This window comes from Methylobacterium sp. J-001, from assembly GCF_022829565.1.
Lineage (GTDB): Bacteria > Pseudomonadota > Alphaproteobacteria > Rhizobiales > Beijerinckiaceae > Methylobacterium.
Genome location: NZ_JAKSYN010000115.1, coordinates 154,671 through 174,659 on the forward strand (window position 1 = coordinate 154,671; position 19,989 = coordinate 174,659).

Here is a 19,989-nt window from a genome sequence, read left to right on the forward strand (position 1 = left end):
ACGGCCGGCACCCCACATCGCAGAGATGTTTACCATCCGCGCCACCCGCGACAGCCTCGCCGACCTGCCCGGGATCGAGACCGCCCGCCTGTCGATCGCGGCGCTGGGGCCCGACGATGCCCAGGATTTGCGCCGGATCACCGACGATCCGGCGATCACCGCGGCGGTCGATTTCCTGCCGGCCCCCTTCACGGTACGCGATGCCGAAGACCTGATCCGCAGCGGCACCCGCGGCCAGGACCGCTTCCTCGGGGCCTGGATGCGCCACACGGACGCGTCGGAGGCCCGTGAGGCGGCATCCCACGAGTCCGTCGGGCCGAACCTCGTCGGCGTGGTGGGCACCCATCTGCGCGGCCCCGGCGCGATCGAGATCGGCTACTGGGTCGGGGGCGCGGCACGCGGGCGCGGCTTCGCCTTCGAGGCGGTCTCGGCAATCGTCGCGCTGCTCGCACGGCGTTTCCCGGCGCGCATCATCGTTGCGGAATGCCGCCCCGGCAACGTCGCCTCCTGGGGCCTCCTGCAGAAGCTCGGTTTCCGCGACACCGGGGAGGAGGGGCATCGTCCCGGGCGACGCCTGCTCCAACGGGGCTGATCGGGACCGATCCCGATTCTCCGCGGCGCAGGACGGCCGCGACCGCCTTTGAGGCGCTGACCGTCCACGTCGATGACGGCACGGCGTCAGGGAGCGGGGGAATCAGAATCCGAGCGCTTGTCCCAAGCGCTACGCCCTGGGAACGAGCGCTAATTCAGCGCTTCGGCCAATTCGGCGGTCGCAGCCTCGGCCGTCTTGGCGACCCGGCGCTTCTTCTTGTGGCCCTCAACCTTGATGGTCCGCTCATCCTCGGAGACGCGCTCGACGAGGGCAAAACCGTGCAGCTCGGCCAGGCAGGACGGGTCCTGCGATTGTTCCTCGATCAAGGCATAGAAGGCTGCCCGCACGATATCTTTCTTGGACGCATCGGGATGCTTTTCCCGGACGGCGGCGCGCAACGCCTTCGGCGACATGCCGGGTGCGGCAACGCTCCGCAACGTGTCCGACAAAACCTTGATCACCGGCATTTCCAGATGTCCTCGACCTGCCCACGAACGACGGGCAAAGAACAATACGTGATACGAGGCCGGAGGCGCAAGTTTTTCATGTCACGAGTCACATATTTGATACTACAAAATACGATAGAAAAAATCCCACCTATGCCGATATAGGGAGCTTATATATTAAATTTCATGGATCATGACGATAGAAAACAAATCCTCCGCGATGAATACGGCTTTTCCGCGCGCACGAAAAAACCCCCGGGCTCACGCCCGAGGGTTGTTGGAAGAGCCGGCCCGAGGGCCGGCCTGGAGAATCGGCTCAGAAGGTGATGCCGGTCTCGACCATGTAGCGGTCCTGCGAGGTGCGGTTGCCGGTGCGGCCGAAGCCGGTACCCAGCGTGCCCTCGGCCAGATTCCCGCGGGTGATGCCGCCGAGCTCAACGTGGGCGTATTCGACCCGGAAGAAGTAGCGGTCGAACGTGAAGGTCGGCGTGACGGTGACCGAGAAGGCGTTGCTGCCGGCGCCGAAGCCGAGCAGGTTCGTCCCGCCGGAGCCCCGCACGCCGGTCTGCTCGGTGTATTCGACGCGGCCGGCCAGCGAGAAGTTGTCGGTGAAGGAGTAGGCCGCCAGCAGGGCGCCGCCATAGGTCGAGGCGGTGTTGCCGATCCCGACCCGCAGATCACGCTCGACGTTGGTGAACTGGAAGTACGGCGAGATGATCCACGGACCGTTCGCGTAAGTGTAGTTGATGTTGAAGATGCCGCTGTTCTGCTGCGCGTTCGGCGTGGCGAACTGGTAGCGCGCGCTGCGGTCGAGGGCATTGGTGCGCCCGACGTTGAGGCCGCCGTTGACGCCGATCGTGTTAAAGTCGTCGAGCTTGTAGGCGACGTTGCCGGTGAACCAGGTGATCTCGTTGGAGAAGAACCCGTCGGTGCCGGCGAGCGAGACCGAGAGCGGGCCGCTGCTGTAATTGACCTGCACACCTTGGTTGATGAAGTTCTCCTGCACGAACAGGAGGCCGCGGTTGATGTTCAGGTTCTGGTAGGTGAACAGCAGCTCGGTGCCGATCAGGGTGAACATCCGACCGCCCTGGATCGACCATTCATCGTTGATCTGGATCTTGCCGTAGGCGACGGGCACCGGTCCGAACAGCAGGTCGGTCTGTGTGAACGTCCCGAGGGTCGGGAAACCGAGCTGCGGGATCGAGTAGCCACCGGCCTGGATGTAGAACTGGAACGCGCCCTCGGGCTTCTGGATGATGCCCTGGAGGTTCGAGAAGTCGACCCGCGCAGCCCGATCCCGGTCGTTGGGGGCGGCCGGCGTCGAGAACGAGGCGAACGGGTTGGTCTGGGTGTAGGCGTAGCCGGTGACGGCACCGCCGACATAGAGGTCACCCAGCGGACCGGCCGAGAAGCAGGTCGGGTTCGGGTTGGCCTTGATCACGCCGGCGTAGGCCGGGCCCAGCAGCGTGGCCTTGCAGGGCTCGGCCGGAGGCGCGACGGGAACCGGTGCCGGGGCTGCAAGATCGGCCGCGAGAATGCTGGTCGAGGTGAGCAGCACGGTGGCCAAGCCGGCCAGGGTGGATCGCTTCAGCATGATTTCGCAGCTCGTTGGAATTGGTTCCCTGCCAAGCTGACACCGACGTGCCGGTGACACAAAAACAAACAAATGGCACTTGCCTAGTTTTTAGTCATTCTTGAGGGTAGCGCGTGGGTCTGCTGAGAAATGTGTCTTTGTCGCCACAACAGCGGCGGCCGCGCGGGCGCGAAATCTCTTAAAGAATTGCCGCGGCGGCGCTCACCCATCTCAATAGTGACGAATCAGCTTGCGGGGCCGATCGAATCACAGCGAAACCCACCGAACTCCTCCCGGGCCAGCCGCTGAGCTAGGGCCGGCAGGAACAACAACGCCTCTTCGGCGAGGCGCCAGGGCGGATTGACCACGATCAAGCCGCTTCCGCACAGCCGGGTCGGGTCGTCCGGCCGGTCGATCAAGAGATCCAGGCGCAGGGCCGGGCGGGGCAGGGCGGCGTCGAGGTCGCGGACCATGCGGTCGATCGCGGCCGCGTCCTTGATCGGGTACCAGGCCAGGAAGATCCCGGTCGGCCATTTCGCCACCGCGCGGGCGAGATGGCTGCCAAGGCGCTCGATCTCGCCCGGCACCTCGTAGGGCGGGTCGATCAGCACGAGGCCCCGGCGCTCCGGGGGTGGGATCTGGGCGTTGACGGCGGTCCAGCCGTCGAGGCTGAGCACCTTGGTGCGGCCGTCGCGCTCGTAGCGCCCCCGCAGGGTCGCGGCGTCCTCCGGGTGCAGCTCGACGAACACGCCCTTGTCGCCGGGCCGCAGGGCCTCGCGGATCACCGCGGGCGAGCCGGGATAGGCGCTGGCGCCGTAGCGGGCCTGGACCGCCGCGACGGCCTCCCGGTAGGGCGCGAGCAGCGCCTCGATGTCGGGCGCGAAGGGCGCCTCCATCCGGCCCCAGCCGTCCCGCCACTCGCCGGTGCGGGCGGCCTCGTCGGCGGTCAGGTCGTAGACGCCCAGGCCCGCGAAGGCGTCGAGCGCCCGGAACGGCTTGTCCTTGAGGCCGAGATGCGCGAGCACCCGCGCCAGGACGAGGTGCTTGAGTACGTCGGCATGGTTGCCGGCGTGGAAGGCGTGCCGATAGTTCATGGCTGCGCCCTGAAGCGGATCGCGCGACCCGGGTCCAGCCTCAAACCGCGACACCGGCCAAATAAATCAGCGGGCGGCGTCCAGCGTGATCTCCGGGGCGCGGCAATTGCCGCGGGCGACCTCGGGGCAGGGGGTGAAGCCGCGCAGGTCCTTGGAGAAGCAGATCCGCACCTCCTGGAGCAGCCCGCGGGTGCAGGTCACCGCCATCATGTCGGGGCGCAGGCCGCGGTTGGCGGCCACGAATTGGCGGGCGATCTCGATCGGCGCCAGGCTCTGCGGACCGCCGCCGCCCTTGAGACCGTCGGGGATCGTCACGGCGAGGCGCGCGTCGCGGGCGGCCTGGAAGTAACTGGCGGGATCGAGTCCGGAACAGGTGCCGTGGGCGCGCCACTCGTGCCGGGCGAGCCCCTCGCTCGGGTAGACCTGCCCGGCCACCTCGAGCGCCTGCCGGGTCGGCGCCCGCTCCACCGCGGAGCAGTTCTGCGGGTAGCCCCGCGTATATTGCGGCCAGAGCCCATGCACGACGAAGCCGAGGCCGCGGCCGGGGGTGCATTGCCCATCGTTCCGGCGCTCGCCGACGCCCGCGCAATAGGTCGGCGACCAGGACAGGGCCAGCACGTAGAAATCGAACGCGCCCGGCTCGCCCCGGCGGCTGAAGCCGCCGATGTCCTGGGCGGCGGCCGGCCCGGCGAGCAGCAGGCCGGCGAGGCAGGCGGCGCGGGCGCGCATCCTCAGGGCCGCGCCATCCGGCAGGCGGTGGCGTAGGCGTAGGCCAGGTCGCGGTCGAGGCCGTGCACGCAGAACTCGACGCCCCAGGTCGCCCCGATGATACCGAGGCTCTCGCGCACGGAGTAATCGACCTTGCGGCGCACGCCGTCCGAGGTGGTGACGGTGGCCGAGCAGAACCGGCGGGGATAGGTGTCCAGCCCCCAGGGCCGCCAGGCGGTGCGCTCGATCGTGTCGAACGACCGGATCGTCATCGACGAGTTCCAGTACTTCGCCTCCTTCTCGGCGAAGTTGGTCGAGACCTGCTCCAGGACGCTCGGGTCCTGGCAGCCGGGGATCTGCGCGTCGAACGGGAAGATCCGCTCCTCGGCGGGCTCGATATCCTCCCGGGCCGAGCGGGCCAGGGCCGGCTGCGCGACGGAGAGGAGGGCCAGCCCGAGGGCCAGGCTGTGAAGGATCGGGCGCATGGCGCGTGCCTCGACGGGGGTGCTGTCCTGCATGCGCGAGACGATGGCTCGGCGGGGGCGCCAGTCAAGTCGGCTCAGGGGTGAACCGACGGTTTACCGGGCGGTGCGGCGCAGGTGCCACGGTCCCGGTGCAGGGCGTACCGACCAGGGCTGCCCCCCTGAACGGTAGCGGATTGCCAGCCCGAATCGACGGCAGCGCGGCGTCAAGGCACGACGTCGGAGGCATCCAGATCCAGATATCGGCTGCGGATCCGGACGAGGTCGATACCGGTGGGCGTCGGCTGATAGAACAAGACGTAGTTTCCAACCGCGATGCTTCGCAGCGCGTCAGCCAATTCCGGTCTCGCGCGGCCGATCAGCGGACGATCGGCGACCAACACGAGCTTGGCCTGGATCTGATCGACCAGCCGGTCGGCTGCCCGCACGTCGTCCTGCGCGATGTAAGCCCAGATTTCCACAAGGTCTTTTTCGGCGCGCGGGCGCCGGACGATCCTAGTCACCGCGCCCGGAAGCGGATTGCACGGCAGCCAAGCGGCGACGCCCTTCGGCCTTGACGGCTTCGATATCCAAGTGCGCGGAGGGACCGCTGTCCAAGCCCTCACGGATATCCCGACGGAGGGCATCCAGCTTGGCGGTGCGACGCCGCTCGCGCTCCTCGACGAGGCGGAGCCCGTCGCGCATCACGTCGCTCACCGACGCGTAGCGCCCGGTCTCCACCATCTCGCGCACGAACCGCTCGTCCTGCTCGTCCAGGATATAGCTCGCCGGCATTGCCCCCTCCGCGGAAGCCGCGAGACTACCACCTTGCGATCGTCCCGCAATCCGGGGCCGCAGTTCAGTAGATCGGCCCCGTGCTCGACGGCGGCGCGCCGAGCTGCAGCGGCTCGTCGTCATCCTGCGCCGGTTCCTCGGGCGCCGCGGCGGCGACGCGGGGCGCGGGCCGGACCGGCGGCGCCGCGGTGTAGGCGGAGGGCGCGGCCGGCACGCGCGCCGGCGCGCGGGCCACCTGGGTCGGGCTCGCGGCCTTCGACATCGGCGAGACGCCGTAGGGATCATCCTCCTCGACGTCCACGGGCGCCTGCGGGGCGGCCGGCTGGCGCGCTGGCGGCAGCGGGCGCGACAGGGGCCGCTCGGTCCCGGTGCCGAGCTGGGGCGTGAACTTGATGAACGGCTGGCAGATCCGCTTCAGCCCGCGCGGGTCGTGCCGGGCGAGGTCGACATGGATGTGGTCGTAGTGGAACACGTTGGAGCCCGGGGCCAGCACGGTGGTGAAGCGCTGGCAGGCGCCCAGGAAGATCTCGCGCAGGAAGCCCTGCTCGGCTTCCGTGCCGCGCCAGCCACCCTTGACGGTGATGACGTGGCCGTCGGCGAGCTTGATCGACATCACGTCGATCGCGTTGCCGAAGCCGTGCTCGGAGAGCTTGGCGCCGGGCTGGTTGTTGCGCCCCCGGCAGGAATAGGAGCCGGCGTTGATCTCGGCCACAGGCACGCCGAAATACAGGTCCGCGGCTGGCTGGATCGTGTCGGCGAGCCAGGCCTCGGCCTCGGCGAGCGCCGGGCAGCCCAGCGTCATCCGCTGCTTCATCACCACCGTGCCGCCGGCCAGCCGCGTCACCCGGAAGGGCTGCTGCATGCCGCAGGGGCCCGGCCCGTCCATCGCCGCGATCGGCGTGATGAACTCGGTCTGCTCGACGAGCTTCTTGGCCAGGCAGACTTGCTCCGCCTGGTCGCGCCATGGGTCGCGCCGCTCGAACCGGTTGATCGAGCACGCGGTAAGCCCGGCGCCGAACAGCGCCAGGGCGGAGAATAGGGATACGCCACGCCACATGACCCAGACGATGCGCACGACCGCGTAAAGCGTTCGTCAACGCCGATTCGGGAATGGCCCGGCCTGTGGCCGATCGGTTGACAGCGAGCCGGCCCCGGGCCTGAATACAGTATGCTGTCACTCCTCGATCTCCGCGCCCGCATCGACGCCGGCACCCTGACGCCCTCGGGCGCGATCGACCTGTGCCGCGCGGCGATCGCGGCGCGGGAGCCCGAGCTGCGCACGCTGGTGACGCTGGACGACACGCCCGCGATCCCGGATTCCGGCCCGCTCGCCGGCATCGCGGTCGGCGTGAAGGACATCATCGACAGCGCCGGCCTGCCGACCCAGATGGGTTCCGCGCTCTACGCGGGCTGGCGGCCCCGGGGCGATGCCGCGGTGGTGGCGCGTCTGAAGGGCCTCGGCGCGGTGGCTTTGGCCAAGACCACCACCACGGCCTTCGCCAGCAGCGATCCGACCGAGACGGTCAATCCGCATGATCCCGGCCACACCCCGGGCGGGTCCTCGGCGGGCTCGGCCGCCGCTGTGGGGGCGGGGCTGCTGCCCCTGGCGCTCGGCACCCAGACCGCGGGCTCGGTGATCCGGCCGGCGAGCTATTGCGGCTGCGCGGCGGTGAAGCCATCCTTCCGGCTGATCCCGACGGTCGGGGTCAAGACCTATTCCTGGGCGCTCGACACCGTGGGCCTGTTCGCCGCCGGGGTCGCGGATGTCGCCCACGCCCTGGCGCTGGTGACCGGCCGCCCGGAGATCGCCCGGGCCGAGCCGGGCTCGGCCCCGCGCATCGGCCTCGTGCGGCAGGACTTTGCCGAGGCCCCGGAGCCGGAGGCCGAGGCCGCCCTGGCCCGCGCGCGGCAGGCCGCCGAGCGGGCGGGCGCGCAGGTGACCGACCTCGCGCTGCCGCCGGAGCTGGCGCTCGCCTTCGAGCGCCACCGGATCATCCAGAACTACGAGGGCCGGCTGGCGCTGGCCTGGGAGTACGATTCGCATCGCGACGCCCTGCCGCCGCGGGTCCGGGAGCATCTCGATGCCGGGGCCGCGATCGCGGCCGCGGAATATGACGACGCCCGCCGCCACGCCCACCGGGCCCGCCGGGTGCTCAAGGGCCTGTTCGCCGACTACGACGCGATCCTGACCTTCTCGGCCCCCGGCCCGGCCCCCGCGACCCTGGCCTCCACGGGCGACCCGCGCTTCAACCAGCTCTGGACCCTGATGGGCGTGCCCTGCGTGAACGTGCCGGTGCCGGGCGACCATCTGCCGGTGGGCGTGCAGGTGATCGGCCGCTTCGGCGACGACGGACGGGCGCTGGCGGTGGCCCGGATGATCGAGGCTGGCTTGCGCGGCTGACGGGTCGCCGGCTGGAGGCGCACGACAGGGGATTCAGGCGCGGCGGGCTTACACCGTCCGTGCGCCCAGCGCGGAGCGTAACCCGGAAGAGGACGCACGGGTGGTTCTCGACCTGAACCGTCCGCGGCTCTGGCTCCGAGGCTCGGCTGCGCGATGGCTGAATTCGGCACAACCCGGCCGCCTGGATCGACACGGGCGCGGCCCGAAAACAGCCGTTGGTCTGTCGTCGGGCAATTTCGGCTTGGCGTCGGAACCGGCGCCCCGCGGCGGGTACCAAGCGTCCGGATACGGACCATCAGGCATCGCAGGAAGTCGGAATCGAGAAGCCAACGGCTGCCAGGTTCCGAAAATCGGCACCCAAGAACGGCCTCATGAGCTTCGTCGGCGGCAAGACCTGCAAGACTTCGATGCGGCTTCTGACCGCCAAAGGCCTGAGCCCTCAGAGCTATCGCGCCTGCTAGAGCCTGCCGGTCGACTACCCGATGGTCGCTCCGAGCTACGCCGAGCAGGGCTCTGCCCTTGCCAAGGCGATCGGCCTAGGCCAGCCCGCCACCATGGCCGCGCGCAGTCGGAAGGGTCGCCAGGTCGCCGAAACTGACTTTTGTCGCTCCGTCCTTCGATCCGCTCACGGTTGGCAGGGTGTGCCCGTGTTCCGACGCGTCAAGGCTAAGCTTGGAACTGCGATACGAGTTTCCTGTTGCTACCTTAGGTCGTTTTAGTCCGGGTCGGCGCGACCTGCGGGGCAATAGATGTCACCTTCTCTGAAAGCCGCTCTCGAAGCATCAGGCTATATCGGCATCTGGGAGACAGATCTCACGACCCAAACCATCGAGCTAACGGGTGCGCTGCCGGACTTTCTCGGGCTCGACGAGAAGGATGCAGCAGCTGGTCTGCCGATGACATCTTTCTTGGGTGGAATACATCCCGACGATCAAGTACGCGTCGCTCATCTTGTTCAAGAAGCGCACCGCTCCGCTGGCCGTTTCGAGGCGGAGTTCAAGACACTCGATGGAAAAGGCTGCGTGCGCCGTGTGGTGGCGCGTGGCCGTGTCGAGATCGACGAGCATGGTCGCGGCCTACGCTGCATAGGCGTCGCGCTCGATCTGACCGATAGCTACTTTGAGACCCAAAAGTCCGCCGATCAGCAGATGGACACAATCGATCGTGTCGCAGATGCCCTGATCGCGGTTCGGCCGCTGATGAATCAGATCGGCTCGCCCATTCTGCGCAAGCTGATCGATGCAGCGCTCTTCGAGGTCGGACGGGTGCTGGCTCGACAATCCGATCGCCCAGAGCGGCGTTTTCATTGAGATGTTGGTCAAGCCGTCCTCTGACGTTTCAAGACCGACTGGACGAAATCGATGCAAGCTTTGCGATCGCTTGGATCGACGATCTGATCGAACGCGGCCAGCAGTTCAACGACTTCGTGTAAATCTTGCGGTTCGCTGCGTTCGGTGAAGAAATTCTCTACACCTGTTCCGAGCGCGTCCGCGATACACTGCTGGGTCCTGGTGCTCCTTGAGTGATCATGAGACATCGGCATGCTCCAGTCGAAAGACCAAGCTGCATGGACCGCATCCGGCTCAATGAATGGATCAAATGGTAGCAACCAGCCTAAAGTGCGAACAAGCGCAGGGATGCGCTGCTCGACATAGGGAAGTCAATCAGGTGACTGTAAAAACCGTTGCAACATAACTGATTTGCATGCGGGGTATTATCAGCAACGTGTTTGCTGGGGTCCTCGCTGAAGGCCGGCGCTCAGCCGCATGCCCTTCCAGATCCGAGCCCCGCTCCGCAGTCTTCAACGCGAAGCCCTCCGAGCCTGCGCCCTGTCCTCGCAGGGCATGCAGCGCGGGGCGCACGTGAGCGTCATGCTGCTGGTGCCAGACCTCGGACTGGCCAAGAAGCGGCAGATTCGCGGGACCGCCGGGCGGAAACCGTGATTCCTATTCCTGACCGGGTGGGCATTGCTGACTGAAGTCGTGATGGGCGAGCGGTGGGAGCCCTAGCCGGTCTCGGCTGCGAGCGCCTCGATCGGCAAGCTCAGTGCAGGCTCAGCCGATCCGGACTGATCGTTGGCTGTCCGCATACCAAGATGTGAAGCGTCGGCCTTCGCGGCGACGGCGTGCGCGAAGTTGAGAACCGTCCGGCGGGCTTGTGCCCCCTGCAGAGCATGCCACACCCGCAGCATCTCGCACGTCTCGTCGAGCTCACTCCATGCGCTCGCCTCGCCGAAGAGCGCCGCCTCGGGTTCGCCGAGGGCTGACGCTATGCGCCCAAGCATGCTCGCAGGTTGGATGACGCCGTTGCTGCCGTGATCGACTGCGTTTCCCGCCAAGGCGGCCTCCATCCTGTGCACTGGAAGCGCCTGCCGACGCCTCGTCGATATAGCCCTTAAGTGTGGTTTCGTACATACGAGTCCTGTGCGATGACGCGCCGGCGCTGCGATCGGATGGTTGCATGGTCACCGAGACGCCACCGGAAAGCGAGGCGAAGACGCCCGACGCGTTCGATGCGATGGCAGGCGCCTGCATCGACAACCACGAGGCAATTATGCGCCACGGCTCGCCCGAGATGCAGACGGCTTCGCGCATGTTGCTCTACGCCCTGGCCGAGGAGATCCGGCGCCAGTCAGACGGCATGATTGCGGGCCGCGAGGACTAGCCGACCTTCGGCTTGAACTTCCGGATCGGCGGCCCGACTGTCGTCCGGCCACGCTCTGGTCGATCGCGGTCCGCTTGGACACGACCGATCCACATCGACCGCCCCGCCCTTCCGAACGGCCAACCAGCAGCACGGTCGCTGAACCACCTGGGCGATCGGAGGTATGGTTCGAGCCGCTCTTCGATCGAGCGCACCGACTCCGCCTCTGCCCCACCGTGGCTATCACCAGCGCGGGGCCCGTGCCCGTCCACCTGAACCGTCCTGCCCGGGGCATCGTCGAGGTCACCCGATCGCTGCGATGACCGTTCTGCACCGACAGGGGGCTTCTGCTTATCCCAACGCCCGATCGGGAGCGGACAGGCGTCAATCGACCCGTGTCGGACATCATTTCGGTCAAGCCCACTCGCCTCAACCGTGAGCAGCGGGTTCCCCGTGCCGCGCCTCAGCTGCTCGCCGGCTCGTGCAGCGTGTCCTCCACGTAGAGCTGCTCCAGCAGGACCTTGATCACCGCCATCAGGGGCAGCGCCAGGGCGATGCCCCAGAGCCCGAAGATCACGCCCAGGATCAGCTGGCCGGCGAAGATCGTGGCCGGGGGGATGTCCAGCGCCCGCTTCTGGATGAACGGCGTCAGGCCGTAGCTCTCCAGGCACTGCACCGCCAGGTAGACGCCCACCGCGCCGATGACCGCCTTGAGGCCCGAGGCCAGGGCCGCCAGGATGATCACGATGCCCGCCACCAGCGGTCCCACCGTCGGCACGAAGGCCAGCAGCCCGGCCTGGAGGCCGAGGATCAGCGCGCCGCCGATCCCCAGGAAGGCCAGCCCAGCCCAGGTGCAGAGGAAGATCGCCGCCATGATGATCAGCTGGCCGAACAGCCAGTGCCGCAGGGTCTCGCCGGCGCCGTCGAGGACCTTGGCCGCGCGCGGGCGCTTCTGCGGCGGCACGAAGCGCAGCGCTCCGTCCCGGTAGGCCTTCGGGTCGGCCGCGAAGGCGAGCCCCAGGAAGGCGATCACCAGCAGGTTGCCCAGCGCATCGAACAGCCCGAGGATCACGGCCGCCGCCGGCCCGAGGACGCTGCCGGCGTCGGAGACGATCGAGCTGCTGCCCTTGAGGAGGCCGTTGGCGAGGCCGCCGAGGCCGCCTTCCTTCTGGTTGGACTCGGTCGAGCCGTCCTTGCCGCCGCCCTGCGGGGCGAGGCTCGGCACGTCGATGCCGCGCTCTGACAGCCAGCCCGAGACCGTGCCGGCCTGGTCCTTGATCGTGGTGCCGAGGTCGCGCCCCTGCTGGACGACGGTGGCGCCGCCATAGGTTCCGAAGCTGAGCACCGCGACGGCGACCGCCAGGCTGGCGATGGTCAGGCGCAGGCCCCGGGGCAGGGGCAGGACGTGGCCGAGCCCCCGGGTCAGGCCGTCGAGGAACACGCCGAGCAGCACGCCCGCGAAGATCAGCAGCAGCGTGCCCACCGACATCCACGCGAGCGCCAGCAGCGCCGTGAAGCACACGACGGCGATCCCCGAAGCCGCCAGCGGCAGGGCACCGCGCCAGGGCCCGACCGGGCCGTCCAGATCCTGAAGCTTACCGTCCGTCATCATCGCTCCCGTACCGCGGGCTCACGAACGCTCCGGGCCGGCCTGGGTCAAGTGCGGCGCCCGACCAAGCTTGTGTGCGGCGGCCCGCGACCAGACGGCGTTTCACGCGTTGTCGGCCCGCGTGACCGCTCTCGACGGGAGCCGGGCGCATCCGGGAGAAACCGCGTGAGCAGCAACGAGCCCCACACCCATTCCCTCGGCCCTGGCCGGACCGTGGATACGGGGGACCAGCTCAGCAGCGTGGTGATCCTCGGCCTCGCGATCGCCGGCGCGGTCGTGGCGGTGTTCCTCAACGCGATCCTGTAGGCCGGATCAGCGCCAGCGCTCGGCCGCCGCATCGTCATGGGCGGCGGCCTCGACCCAGCCGCCGGTGGTGCCGTCGGCCAGGTGCTCGCGCTTCCAGAACGGCGCGCGGGTCTTGAGATAGTCCATCAGGAAATCCGCCGCCTCGAAGGCCGCGACCCGGTGGCTGGAGGCGGTCACCACCAGCACGATGCCGTCGCCTGGTACGACGCGGCCGTGGCGGTGGATGACCCGCAGCGCCTGGAGCGGCCAGCGGGTGACGGCCGCCTCGGCGACCCGGAGGATCTCGGCCTCGGCCATGCCGGGATAATGTTCGAGCTCCAGGGCGGCGAGGCGCCCGTCCTCGTCCCGGCAGAGACCCGTGAAGGTGACGACCGCCCCGGCCCGGCCGCCGAGCGCGGCGCCGATCCGGGCGATCTCGGCGGCGGTGTCGAAGGGTTCGGCCTGGATGGCGACGCTCGGGGCGGGGGCGGTCATGGTCCGGTCCTACGATGCTCGTCCGGTGGTCTTCGGGCGGCGCGGGCTGCGCCGGCGCCTGTCACACTCGGCCGCGCCTCTATATGGCACAGCGAGCCGCCGTCGCCCCGGTCGCGGGCGCGGCGGCGCGATCGGCGGAGAAGGATGACCGTGTGACCCCCGACCTGATCCTGCCCTACGCGGGCGTTCTGCCGGATTTCGCGAGCCGCCCGGTCTGGTGCGGGCGCGGCAGCACGGTGATCGGCGCCGCCCGCATCGGCGCGCAGGCCTGGATCGGCGACGAGGCGGTGATCCGCGCCGACGGGCAGACCATCACCCTCGGGGACCGGTTCTGGCTCGGCCACCGCTCGACGGTGCATATCGCCACCCTCACCCACGGGACGCGGGTCGGCGACCGGGTCACGGTCGGGCGCAACAGCGTCGTGCATGCCTGCACGGTCGGCTCCGACGTGGTGATCGAGGACGACGTCGTGATCCTCGACGGGGCCGAGATCGGCGACAACGCCGTGATCGAGGCTGGCACGACCGTGTTCCCCCGCATGAAGCTCGACGGCGGCCACGCCTATGCCGGCAGCCCCGCGCGGCCAAGCCGGCCGGTCGGTCCCGACGAGGTCGCCGAACGCGCCGAGCGCCTGCGCGAGCGGATGGGCGAGAGCTCGGCCGCCGAGCCCGGGCTCCCCCCGGAGGTCGAGGACAGCGTGTTCGTGGCGCGCACCGCGCGCCTGCGCGGCCGGGTCAGTCTCGGGGCCGGCGCCAGCGTGCTGTTCTGCTGCGATCTGAACGCCGAGGTCGGGCCGATCGTGGTCGGGGCCGACACCAACATCCAGGACAACACCACGATCCGCACCCGGGGGGAGGGGGTGGTGATCGGGCGCGACACCACCATCGCCCACAACGTCCGGATCGCCGATTGCCGGATCGGCGCCCGGGCGCTGATCGGCATCGGCGCCAGCATCGCCCCCGGCACGCTGATCGCCGACGACGTCATGCTGGCGGCGGGGGCCACCACGGATCCGGGGCAGATCCTGGAGGCCGGCTATCTCTGGGGCGGCCGCCCGGCCCGGATCCTGTCGCCGCTGGACGCCGAGAAGCGCGCGATGATGATCCGCATCGTCGAGGGCTATTGCCAGCACGGGCGTGAGTATCGGGCGGCGCAGGCGGGGATCGTCTAGGTCCACCGACGCCGCTCAGCCTTCGGCCGGCCACGCGCAAGGAGAGGAGCCTCTATGACCAAGCGTAAGGCCGGCCCGATCAGCGATGACGAGGAGGCCCGGATCCAGGCCGCGATCGCGCGCGATCCGGACGCACCGGACGTCACCGACGAACAGGCTGCGCAGATGCGCCCGGCCTCCGAGGTCCTGGATCCGGCACTCTTCGCGAGGCTCACGCAGCGCGGCCGCCCGCGATCGGAGACCCGCAAGAAGCTGGTCACCCTGCGCCTGCCGCCGGACGTGATCGCGGGTTACCAAGCGACCGGCCCTGGATGGCAGATGCGGATGGGGGAGGTTCTCGCCGCCGGCCTCAAGCGGACGGCGTGACGCGGGCGGGTAGCGCCTTCGTCGCGCCGCGATGACGGAGAGCCCCCGACCAAGTCCCAGAAATCAGTGCTGCAGGATCTTCGACAAAAACGTCTGGGCGCGCTCGGAGCGGGGGCTGCCGAAGAAGTCCTCCTTCTTGGCGTCCTCGACGATCTCGCCGCGATCCATGAAGATCACCCGGTCGGCGACCTTGCGGGCGAAGCCCATCTCGTGGGTCACGACCATCATGGTCATGCCCTCCTTGGCGAGCTCGACCATCACGTCGAGCACCTCGCCGACCATCTCCGGGTCCAGCGCCGAGGTCGGCTCGTCGAACAGCATCACCACCGGGTTCATGGCGAGCGCCCGGGCGATCGCCACGCGCTGCTGCTGGCCGCCCGAGAGCTGCCCCGGGAATTTGTCCGCCTGGGCGCTCAAGCCTACGCGGGCCAGCAGGTCGAGGCCGCGCTTCTTGGCGTCCTCGGCGCCGCGCCCCAGGACCTTGCGCTGGGCGATGGTGAGGTTCTCGGTGATCGACAGGTGCGGGAACAGCTCGAAATGCTGGAACACCATGCCGACCCGGGAGCGGAGCTTGGGCAGGTTGGTCGTCTTGTCGACGACCTTGGTGCCGGCGACCGTGATCTGGCCCTTCTGGAACGGCTCGAGGGCGTTGACGCACTTGATCAGGGTCGACTTGCCCGAGCCCGAGGGGCCGCAGACCACCACGACCTCGCCCTTGGCGACCTTGGTGGTGCAGTTCGTCAGCACCTGGAAGTCGCCGTACCATTTGCTGATGTTGTCGATGGAGATCATCGTCTCGCCGGGCGCCGCCGCCGGCACGCCGGAGACGAGGCTTCCCGGCTGCAGCCCGGCATCCCGGGGGGCGTGGGCGGCGTCGGCGACGGGCTCCTTGACGGACGGGGCCGGCATCGGGGTCGAGGTCATGGCGCGGACTCCAGTGTCGGTCAGCGGATGATGGCAACGCGGCGCTGCAGGCGACGCACCAGGAACGAGGCCGTGAAGCAGATCACGAAGTAGACGATGGCGGCGAAGATATACATCTCGACCAGGCGGCCGTCGCGCTGCGCCACCTTCGAGGCCGCGCCCATGAAATCGGTGAGCGACAGCACGTAGACCAGAGAGGTGTCCTGGAACAACACGACGGTCTGGGTCAGCAGAAGCGGCAGCATGTTGCGGAAAGCCTGGGGCAGGACGACGTTCGCCATCGTCTGCCAGTAGTTCATCCCGAGCGCCAAGGCCGCGCCCGTCTGCCCCTTGGGGATCGACTGGATGCCCGCCCGCATGATCTCGGAAAAATAGGCCGCCTCGAAGGCCATGAAGGTGATCAGCGCCGACGGGAAGGCGCCGACCTGGATCGGGGTCGAGGCGCCGGTCACGTAAGCGCCGATATACGGCACCAGGAAGTAGAACCAGAAGATCACCAGCACCAGCGGCAGCGAGCGGCACAGCTCGACATAGCCCTTGGCCACGTGGCTGAGGCCCGGCACGCTCGAGAGCCGGGCCATCGCCAGCAGGGTCCCGATCACCACGCCGCCGACCGCCGCCATGGCGGTGAGGGTCACCGTGAAGACCATGCCCTGCCCGAACAGGTAGGGCAGGGAGGAGAGGATGACATTGAAATCGAAATTCGAGAGCATCGGGGCCTGTTCGCGGTGGCCGGGTGCCGGCGGAGCGGGGAAATCGAGGGGCGGGCCGGCGCCTCAGCGCTGGCCCGGGATCGCGACGGCGCGCTCCAGGTAGGTCGCTGCGGTGACCACCACGAGATTGATGATCACGTAGAGCAGGGTGGCGGCGGTGAACGCCTCGAACACCTGGAAGGAGAATTCCTGCATCGACCGGGCCCGGGCGGTCAGTTCGAGGAGGCCGATGGTCAGGGCCACGGAGGTGTTCTTGAGATTGTTCAGGAATTCCGAGGTCATCGGCGGCAGGATGATCCGGTAGGCGTTCGGCAGCAGCACGTACCGGTAGGTCTGGTAGACCGTAAAGCCCATGGCGGTGCCGGCCATGCCCTGGCCGCGCGGCAGCGACTGGATGCCGGCCCGGACCTGCTCGGCCACCCGCGAGGCGGTGAAGAAGCCGAGGCACACGACCGCGGTGTAGAACGGCGCGTCGGGCATCTGCTTGATCGCGTCGCCGAGCTGCGTCGGCACCACCTCGGGCAGCACGAAGTACCAGAGGAACATCTGTACGAGCAGCGGCACGTTGCGGAACAGCTCGACATAGGCCGTGCCGATCCCGTTGGCGGTCTTCGACGGAAGGGTCCGCAGCACCCCGATCAGGGAGCCGAGGAAGAACGCGATGAACCACGAGCACAGGGCGGTCGCGATCGTCCACATGAGCCCGGAGAGCAGCATGTCGAGATAGGTGCCGTTGCCTTCCGGCGAGGCGTCGAAGAAGATCCGCCAGTTCCAATTGTAGTTCATCGTGCCGCTTCTACCCTGACCTTAAAAGACGCACCGCGGGCGCGAACCCGCGGTGCGCAGCATCCTCGGCGAACGTTCAGTAGGCTGCCGGATCGGGGCTGGCGATCGGCGTCGTGAACTGCTTCTTCATCTCCGCGCTCATTGGCAGGTTCAGGTTGATGTTGCGCGGCGGGATCGGCTTGGTGAACCACTTGTCGTAGAGGGCTTTACCCTCGGGGCTTGTGTAGAGCTTGGCGGTCGCCTCGTCGGCGACCTTCTTGAAGGCCGGATCGTCCTTGCGCAGCATGATGCCGTAGGGCTCGGGCTTCGACAGGGCCTCGGTGGAGATCTCGTAGGCCGACGGATCCTTGGCGGAGGCGGCCAGCGACGCGAGCAGCACGTCATCCATCACGAAGGCCACGGCGCGGCCGGTCTCGACCATCAGGAACGCCTCGGCATGGTCCTTGGCCGGCAGGATCGTCAGGCCGAGCTTCCGCTCGGTGTTGGCCTCGTTGATCTGCTTGATGTTCGTGGTGCCCGAGGTCGACACGACGGTCTTGCCCTTCAGGTCCTCGATCGTGTGCAGGTTGGCCGACTTCTTCGAGACGTAGCGGGTCGCGGTCAGGAAGTGCGAGTTGGTGAAGTTCACCTGCTTCTCGCGCTCGGCGTTGTTCGTGGTCGAGCCGCATTCGAGGTCGATCGTGCCGTTCGCCATCAGCGGGATGCGGGTGGCGGAGGTGACCGGGTTGAGCTTCACCTCGAGGTTCGGCAGGCCGAGATTGGCCTTCACGGCGTCGGCGATCTTGAAGCAGATGTCGAGGGCGTAGCCGACCGGCTTCTGGTCGCCGCCGAGATAGGAGAACGGCACGGAGGCGTCGCGGTAGCCGATGACGATGGCTCCGCTATCCTTCACCTTCTTGAGGGTACCGGTGAGTTCCTCGGCCCGCAGGCTGAGGGGGGCCAGGGCGAGGCTCAGGCCGAGCGCCGCGGCAAGGCCGCGGCGAGCGATATCAGACTGCATCGGTACGGAACTCCTGGATCAGGCCGAACGGGATCGGCTGGCGGCTCGGCGCTCGGGCTCGCCCGTTCGGGCGACGCCTTTGCAATGATGGTGCCGGGAGGCTGGCAGCGGCGCCACACGGGACCGCGGCGGACGACGGAAGAACAAGCGCCACCGTCGCGCGAGCGTCCACGGTCGGCTGTTCCGCTCCCGTCATCCGGCCTCCTCCGGCACGTCGAGTCGCCGACCCGCTCGCGCCGACGGCATCATGCACAATTCTTGAGCGTACGCACGGGGTGGCGCGGTTGTGACGGCGATTAAGGCTGACGATTCCACGGCTTCCGATACGGCGACGCCGCCCCGCACGGTCGCGCGGGGCGGCGTCGGTCCGGAAGAGGGTGCGTCTTACTTGGTCAGTTCGTTACCGGTGTAATCGATCTTGCCGTCGGCGCCCTTCTTCCACTCGTACAGGACGTAGTCCGGCCGGGTGATGTCGCCCTTCTTATCGTAGGCGATCGGGCCGACCACGGTGTCGACCGGCTTGCCCTGGTGCAGCCACTCGGCGAGCTTCTTGCCGTCGCTGGAGCCGGTCTCGGCCATCGCCTTGGCCAGCACCTGGACCGCCGCGTAGGAATAGAGGGTGTAACCCTCGGGATCGATGTTCTTGGCCTTGAACGCGGCGAGCGCCGCCTTGGCGTTCGGGTTCTTGCGGGCATCCGGCGGGAAGGTGGTCAGGGTACCCTCGGCGGCCGGGCCGGCGATCGCCACCAGCTCGCGGTCGACCATGCCGTCGCCGCCCATCACCGGAGCCTTCAGGCCCTGGTCGCGCATCTGGCGCAGGATCAGCCCGGCCTCGGTGTAGTAGCCGCCGAAATAGACGATATCGACGTTGGCCGATTTCAGCTTGGAGACCAGCGCCGAATAGTCCTTCTCACCCGGGTTGATGCCTTCGAACATCACCGGCTTCACGCCCTTGGCCTTGAGCACCATCAGCGTCTCGTCGGCCAGGCCCTTGCCGTAGGGGGTCTTGTCGTGGACGAAGGCGATCTTCTTGTCCTTGTAGTTCGCCACGAGATACGCGCCCGCCACCGCGCCCTGCTGGTCGTCGCGGCCGCAGGTGCGGAACGTGTTCCACATCCCGCGCTCGGTGAACTTCACGTTCGTGGAGGCCGGGGTGACCTGGATGATGCCGGCGTCGAGATAGACGTCGGAGGCCGGGATCGACACGCCGGAGTTATAGTCGCCGACCACCACCTTCACGCCGTCGCTGGCGAACTTGTTGGCCACCGAGACGCCCTGCTTGGGATCGGAGGCGTCGTCGCCGACCGTGACCGACAGGGTCGTGCCCTTCAGGGTGCCGGCCTTGTTGAGGTCCTCGACGGCCTGGCTGGCGCCGTTCTTGATCTGCGCCCCGATGGCGGCGCTGTTGCCGGTGATCGGCGCAGCGATGCCGAGCTTGACCTCCGCGGCCTGGGCCGCAGCGATCATCGTGCCGAGGGCAAGCCCGGCCAGCAGAATCGATCTCATCGCGAACATCCCCTTCGATCGTTGGTCCGGCCCGGTGGATCCGGCCGAACTTACCCGACCTCACCGGAGACGGGCGCCCGTTCGCGCCACGTCAGCGGAGAGGTCTTCTCGTAGAGCCAGCGGTACTGGCTCGTCATCTGGCGCGTGCGCGTGACCCGAAAGCCCACCGTGCCGATGATCATGACCACGATCGCGTCGACCGCATAGTAGTGCGGCGAGACCAGCGTCCCGGAAAACAGCGCGAAATGAATGAAGCGCACGGCTGCTGCCACGAGGAGCAAGGCCCCCAGGCATTGCCAGAACGGCCGCCAGCCCCGGGCGACCGCGCGGGCGGCCATCCAGCCGGCCCAGCCGCCCATCACCACGGTGACGAGCAGGAACAGCCAGGCCGATTCCTCCTCGTACAGAATTCCCTGCAGC

General features: G+C 68.2%; 25 protein-coding genes. 7 read left to right on the plus strand and 18 right to left on the minus strand.

The features are described from left to right. Positions 1 to 25 precede the first annotated feature (25 nt). Positions 26 to 592 carry a GNAT family N-acetyltransferase gene (locus tag MKK65_RS13195; RefSeq protein WP_243958153.1) on the plus strand — a complete coding sequence of 189 codons (567 nt, stop codon included), beginning with the start codon at positions 26 to 28 and terminating at the stop codon, positions 590 to 592. A 149-nt stretch (positions 593 to 741) separates the two neighbouring features. Here the strand turns inward: MKK65_RS13195 and MKK65_RS13200 are convergent, their stop codons facing one another. The 8 genes from MKK65_RS13200 to MKK65_RS13235 all read right to left on the minus strand — a co-directional run bounded on the left by MKK65_RS13200 (position 742) and on the right by MKK65_RS13235 (position 6,726). Beyond that, positions 742 to 1,059 carry a hypothetical protein gene (locus tag MKK65_RS13200; protein WP_058191326.1) on the minus strand — a complete coding sequence of 106 codons (318 nt, stop codon included), beginning with the start codon at positions 1,057 to 1,059 and terminating at the stop codon, positions 742 to 744. A 295-nt stretch (positions 1,060 to 1,354) separates the two neighbouring features. Further along, positions 1,355 to 2,632 carry a porin gene (locus MKK65_RS13205; protein ID WP_058191325.1) on the minus strand — a complete coding sequence of 426 codons (1,278 nt, stop codon included), beginning with the start codon at positions 2,630 to 2,632 and terminating at the stop codon, positions 1,355 to 1,357. A 224-nt stretch (positions 2,633 to 2,856) separates the two neighbouring features. Further along, a complete protein-coding gene (locus MKK65_RS13210; protein ID WP_243958154.1) occupies positions 2,857 to 3,705 on the minus strand; it encodes a 23S rRNA (adenine(2030)-N(6))-methyltransferase RlmJ in 849 nt (282 codons plus the stop codon). A gap of 66 nt (positions 3,706 to 3,771) precedes the next feature. Further along, complete coding sequence (locus MKK65_RS13215; protein WP_243958156.1) at positions 3,772 to 4,434, minus strand: ribonuclease T2; 663 nt, start codon at positions 4,432 to 4,434, stop codon at positions 3,772 to 3,774. Between the two features lie 2 nt (positions 4,435 to 4,436). After that, a complete protein-coding gene (locus MKK65_RS13220) occupies positions 4,437 to 4,898 on the minus strand; it encodes a hypothetical protein (RefSeq protein WP_058191443.1) in 462 nt (153 codons plus the stop codon). A 203-nt stretch (positions 4,899 to 5,101) separates the two neighbouring features. Next, positions 5,102 to 5,398, minus strand: coding sequence for a type II toxin-antitoxin system RelE/ParE family toxin (locus MKK65_RS13225; protein WP_243958158.1), 297 nt, complete (start codon positions 5,396 to 5,398; stop codon positions 5,102 to 5,104). Beyond that, on the minus strand, positions 5,391 to 5,669 hold the full coding sequence (locus MKK65_RS13230; RefSeq protein ID WP_058191322.1) for a type II toxin-antitoxin system ParD family antitoxin: 279 nt from the start codon (positions 5,667 to 5,669) through the stop codon (positions 5,391 to 5,393). The genes MKK65_RS13225 and MKK65_RS13230 overlap by 8 nt, the downstream gene beginning before the upstream one ends. A gap of 64 nt (positions 5,670 to 5,733) precedes the next feature. Then, positions 5,734 to 6,726: an extensin family protein gene (locus MKK65_RS13235; protein WP_243958214.1), complete on the minus strand. Its 993-nt coding sequence runs from the start codon at positions 6,724 to 6,726 to the stop codon at positions 5,734 to 5,736. 111 nt (positions 6,727 to 6,837) lie between these two features. On the opposite strand from MKK65_RS13235, the gene MKK65_RS13240 reads away from it, so the two are divergent. Both MKK65_RS13240 and MKK65_RS13250 read left to right on the plus strand, forming a co-directional pair. After that, positions 6,838 to 8,070 (plus strand): amidase, encoded by a 1,233-nt coding sequence (locus tag MKK65_RS13240; RefSeq protein ID WP_243958160.1) that lies wholly within the window; start codon positions 6,838 to 6,840, stop codon positions 8,068 to 8,070. A gap of 749 nt (positions 8,071 to 8,819) precedes the next feature. After that, entirely contained in the window at positions 8,820 to 9,380 is a 561-nt protein-coding gene (locus MKK65_RS13250) for a PAS domain-containing protein (RefSeq protein WP_243958162.1), read from the plus strand. 8 nt (positions 9,381 to 9,388) lie between these two features. Here MKK65_RS13250 and MKK65_RS13255 read toward each other — a convergent pair whose 3' ends face one another. Both MKK65_RS13255 and MKK65_RS13260 read right to left on the minus strand, forming a co-directional pair. After that, entirely contained in the window at positions 9,389 to 9,607 is a 219-nt protein-coding gene (locus tag MKK65_RS13255; protein WP_243958164.1) for a hypothetical protein, read from the minus strand. A gap of 468 nt (positions 9,608 to 10,075) precedes the next feature. Beyond that, positions 10,076 to 10,420, minus strand: coding sequence for a hypothetical protein (locus tag MKK65_RS13260; protein WP_243958166.1), 345 nt, complete (start codon positions 10,418 to 10,420; stop codon positions 10,076 to 10,078). Positions 10,421 to 10,530: 110 nt separating this feature from the next. Between MKK65_RS13260 and MKK65_RS13265 the strand changes: the two genes are divergently transcribed. After that, the gene (locus tag MKK65_RS13265; RefSeq protein WP_243958168.1) at positions 10,531 to 10,734 is read left to right on the plus strand and encodes a hypothetical protein; all 204 of its coding nucleotides are present in this window, start codon (positions 10,531 to 10,533) and stop codon (positions 10,732 to 10,734) included. 442 nt (positions 10,735 to 11,176) lie between these two features. On the opposite strand, the gene MKK65_RS13270 is transcribed toward MKK65_RS13265, so the two are convergent. Further along, positions 11,177 to 12,322: an AI-2E family transporter gene (locus tag MKK65_RS13270; protein ID WP_058194589.1), complete on the minus strand. Its 1,146-nt coding sequence runs from the start codon at positions 12,320 to 12,322 to the stop codon at positions 11,177 to 11,179. 165 nt (positions 12,323 to 12,487) lie between these two features. On the opposite strand from MKK65_RS13270, the gene MKK65_RS13275 reads away from it, so the two are divergent. Next, on the plus strand, positions 12,488 to 12,628 hold the full coding sequence (locus MKK65_RS13275) for a hypothetical protein (protein ID WP_201025816.1): 141 nt from the start codon (positions 12,488 to 12,490) through the stop codon (positions 12,626 to 12,628). Between the two features lie 6 nt (positions 12,629 to 12,634). On the opposite strand, the gene MKK65_RS13280 is transcribed toward MKK65_RS13275, so the two are convergent. After that, positions 12,635 to 13,102 carry a molybdenum cofactor biosynthesis protein MoaE gene (locus MKK65_RS13280; RefSeq protein ID WP_243958170.1) on the minus strand — a complete coding sequence of 156 codons (468 nt, stop codon included), beginning with the start codon at positions 13,100 to 13,102 and terminating at the stop codon, positions 12,635 to 12,637. Positions 13,103 to 13,254: 152 nt separating this feature from the next. Between MKK65_RS13280 and MKK65_RS13285 the strand changes: the two genes are divergently transcribed. Next, the gene (locus tag MKK65_RS13285) at positions 13,255 to 14,274 is read left to right on the plus strand and encodes a gamma carbonic anhydrase family protein (protein ID WP_243958171.1); all 1,020 of its coding nucleotides are present in this window, start codon (positions 13,255 to 13,257) and stop codon (positions 14,272 to 14,274) included. A 54-nt stretch (positions 14,275 to 14,328) separates the two neighbouring features. Then, positions 14,329 to 14,640 carry a BrnA antitoxin family protein gene (locus MKK65_RS13290; protein ID WP_243958173.1) on the plus strand — a complete coding sequence of 104 codons (312 nt, stop codon included), beginning with the start codon at positions 14,329 to 14,331 and terminating at the stop codon, positions 14,638 to 14,640. 63 nt (positions 14,641 to 14,703) lie between these two features. Here the strand turns inward: MKK65_RS13290 and MKK65_RS13295 are convergent, their stop codons facing one another. The 6 genes from MKK65_RS13295 to MKK65_RS13320 form a co-directional block, all read right to left on the minus strand. Continuing rightward, the gene (locus MKK65_RS13295; protein WP_243958215.1) at positions 14,704 to 15,432 is read right to left on the minus strand and encodes an amino acid ABC transporter ATP-binding protein; all 729 of its coding nucleotides are present in this window, start codon (positions 15,430 to 15,432) and stop codon (positions 14,704 to 14,706) included. Between the two features lie 152 nt (positions 15,433 to 15,584). Further along, a complete protein-coding gene (locus MKK65_RS13300) occupies positions 15,585 to 16,277 on the minus strand; it encodes an amino acid ABC transporter permease (protein WP_092039022.1) in 693 nt (230 codons plus the stop codon). Positions 16,278 to 16,340: 63 nt separating this feature from the next. Then, a complete protein-coding gene (locus MKK65_RS13305; protein WP_058194578.1) occupies positions 16,341 to 17,063 on the minus strand; it encodes an amino acid ABC transporter permease in 723 nt (240 codons plus the stop codon). Between the two features lie 76 nt (positions 17,064 to 17,139). After that, entirely contained in the window at positions 17,140 to 18,063 is a 924-nt protein-coding gene (locus MKK65_RS13310; RefSeq protein WP_058194579.1) for an amino acid ABC transporter substrate-binding protein, read from the minus strand. A 384-nt stretch (positions 18,064 to 18,447) separates the two neighbouring features. Beyond that, positions 18,448 to 19,569 (minus strand): branched-chain amino acid ABC transporter substrate-binding protein, encoded by a 1,122-nt coding sequence (locus MKK65_RS13315; RefSeq protein WP_243958175.1) that lies wholly within the window; start codon positions 19,567 to 19,569, stop codon positions 18,448 to 18,450. A 50-nt stretch (positions 19,570 to 19,619) separates the two neighbouring features. Further along, on the minus strand, positions 19,620 to 19,988 hold the full coding sequence (locus MKK65_RS13320; RefSeq protein ID WP_058194592.1) for a DUF6867 family protein: 369 nt from the start codon (positions 19,986 to 19,988) through the stop codon (positions 19,620 to 19,622). Position 19,989: the final 1 nt, after the last annotated feature.

What these genes read in the sequence shown, in the direction of transcription:
- MKK65_RS13195 (WP_243958153.1), top strand. Translation starts at nt 26, where the DNA reads ATGTTTACCATCCGCGCCACCCGCGACAGCCTCGCCGACCTGCCCGGG.
- MKK65_RS13200 (WP_058191326.1), bottom strand. Translation starts at nt 1,059, where the DNA reads ATGCCGGTGATCAAGGTTTTGTCGGACACGTTGCGGAGCGTTGCCGCA.
- MKK65_RS13205 (WP_058191325.1), bottom strand. Translation starts at nt 2,632, where the DNA reads ATGCTGAAGCGATCCACCCTGGCCGGCTTGGCCACCGTGCTGCTCACC.
- MKK65_RS13210 (WP_243958154.1), bottom strand. Translation starts at nt 3,705, where the DNA reads ATGAACTATCGGCACGCCTTCCACGCCGGCAACCATGCCGACGTACTC.
- MKK65_RS13215 (WP_243958156.1), bottom strand. Translation starts at nt 4,434, where the DNA reads ATGCGCGCCCGCGCCGCCTGCCTCGCCGGCCTGCTGCTCGCCGGGCCG.
- MKK65_RS13220 (WP_058191443.1), bottom strand. Translation starts at nt 4,898, where the DNA reads ATGCGCCCGATCCTTCACAGCCTGGCCCTCGGGCTGGCCCTCCTCTCC.
- MKK65_RS13230 (WP_058191322.1), bottom strand. Translation starts at nt 5,669, where the DNA reads ATGCCGGCGAGCTATATCCTGGACGAGCAGGACGAGCGGTTCGTGCGC.
- MKK65_RS13235 (WP_243958214.1), bottom strand. Translation starts at nt 6,726, where the DNA reads ATGTGGCGTGGCGTATCCCTATTCTCCGCCCTGGCGCTGTTCGGCGCC.
- MKK65_RS13240 (WP_243958160.1), top strand. Translation starts at nt 6,838, where the DNA reads ATGCTGTCACTCCTCGATCTCCGCGCCCGCATCGACGCCGGCACCCTG.
- MKK65_RS13250 (WP_243958162.1), top strand. Translation starts at nt 8,820, where the DNA reads ATGTCACCTTCTCTGAAAGCCGCTCTCGAAGCATCAGGCTATATCGGC.
- MKK65_RS13255 (WP_243958164.1), bottom strand. Translation starts at nt 9,607, where the DNA reads ATGTCTCATGATCACTCAAGGAGCACCAGGACCCAGCAGTGTATCGCG.
- MKK65_RS13260 (WP_243958166.1), bottom strand. Translation starts at nt 10,420, where the DNA reads ATGGAGGCCGCCTTGGCGGGAAACGCAGTCGATCACGGCAGCAACGGC.
- MKK65_RS13265 (WP_243958168.1), top strand. Translation starts at nt 10,531, where the DNA reads ATGGTCACCGAGACGCCACCGGAAAGCGAGGCGAAGACGCCCGACGCG.
- MKK65_RS13270 (WP_058194589.1), bottom strand. Translation starts at nt 12,322, where the DNA reads ATGACGGACGGTAAGCTTCAGGATCTGGACGGCCCGGTCGGGCCCTGG.
- MKK65_RS13280 (WP_243958170.1), bottom strand. Translation starts at nt 13,102, where the DNA reads ATGACCGCCCCCGCCCCGAGCGTCGCCATCCAGGCCGAACCCTTCGAC.
- MKK65_RS13290 (WP_243958173.1), top strand. Translation starts at nt 14,329, where the DNA reads ATGACCAAGCGTAAGGCCGGCCCGATCAGCGATGACGAGGAGGCCCGG.
- MKK65_RS13295 (WP_243958215.1), bottom strand. Translation starts at nt 15,432, where the DNA reads ATGATCTCCATCGACAACATCAGCAAATGGTACGGCGACTTCCAGGTG.
- MKK65_RS13300 (WP_092039022.1), bottom strand. Translation starts at nt 16,277, where the DNA reads ATGCTCTCGAATTTCGATTTCAATGTCATCCTCTCCTCCCTGCCCTAC.
- MKK65_RS13305 (WP_058194578.1), bottom strand. Translation starts at nt 17,063, where the DNA reads ATGAACTACAATTGGAACTGGCGGATCTTCTTCGACGCCTCGCCGGAA.
- MKK65_RS13310 (WP_058194579.1), bottom strand. Translation starts at nt 18,063, where the DNA reads ATGCAGTCTGATATCGCTCGCCGCGGCCTTGCCGCGGCGCTCGGCCTG.
- MKK65_RS13315 (WP_243958175.1), bottom strand. Translation starts at nt 19,569, where the DNA reads ATGAGATCGATTCTGCTGGCCGGGCTTGCCCTCGGCACGATGATCGCT.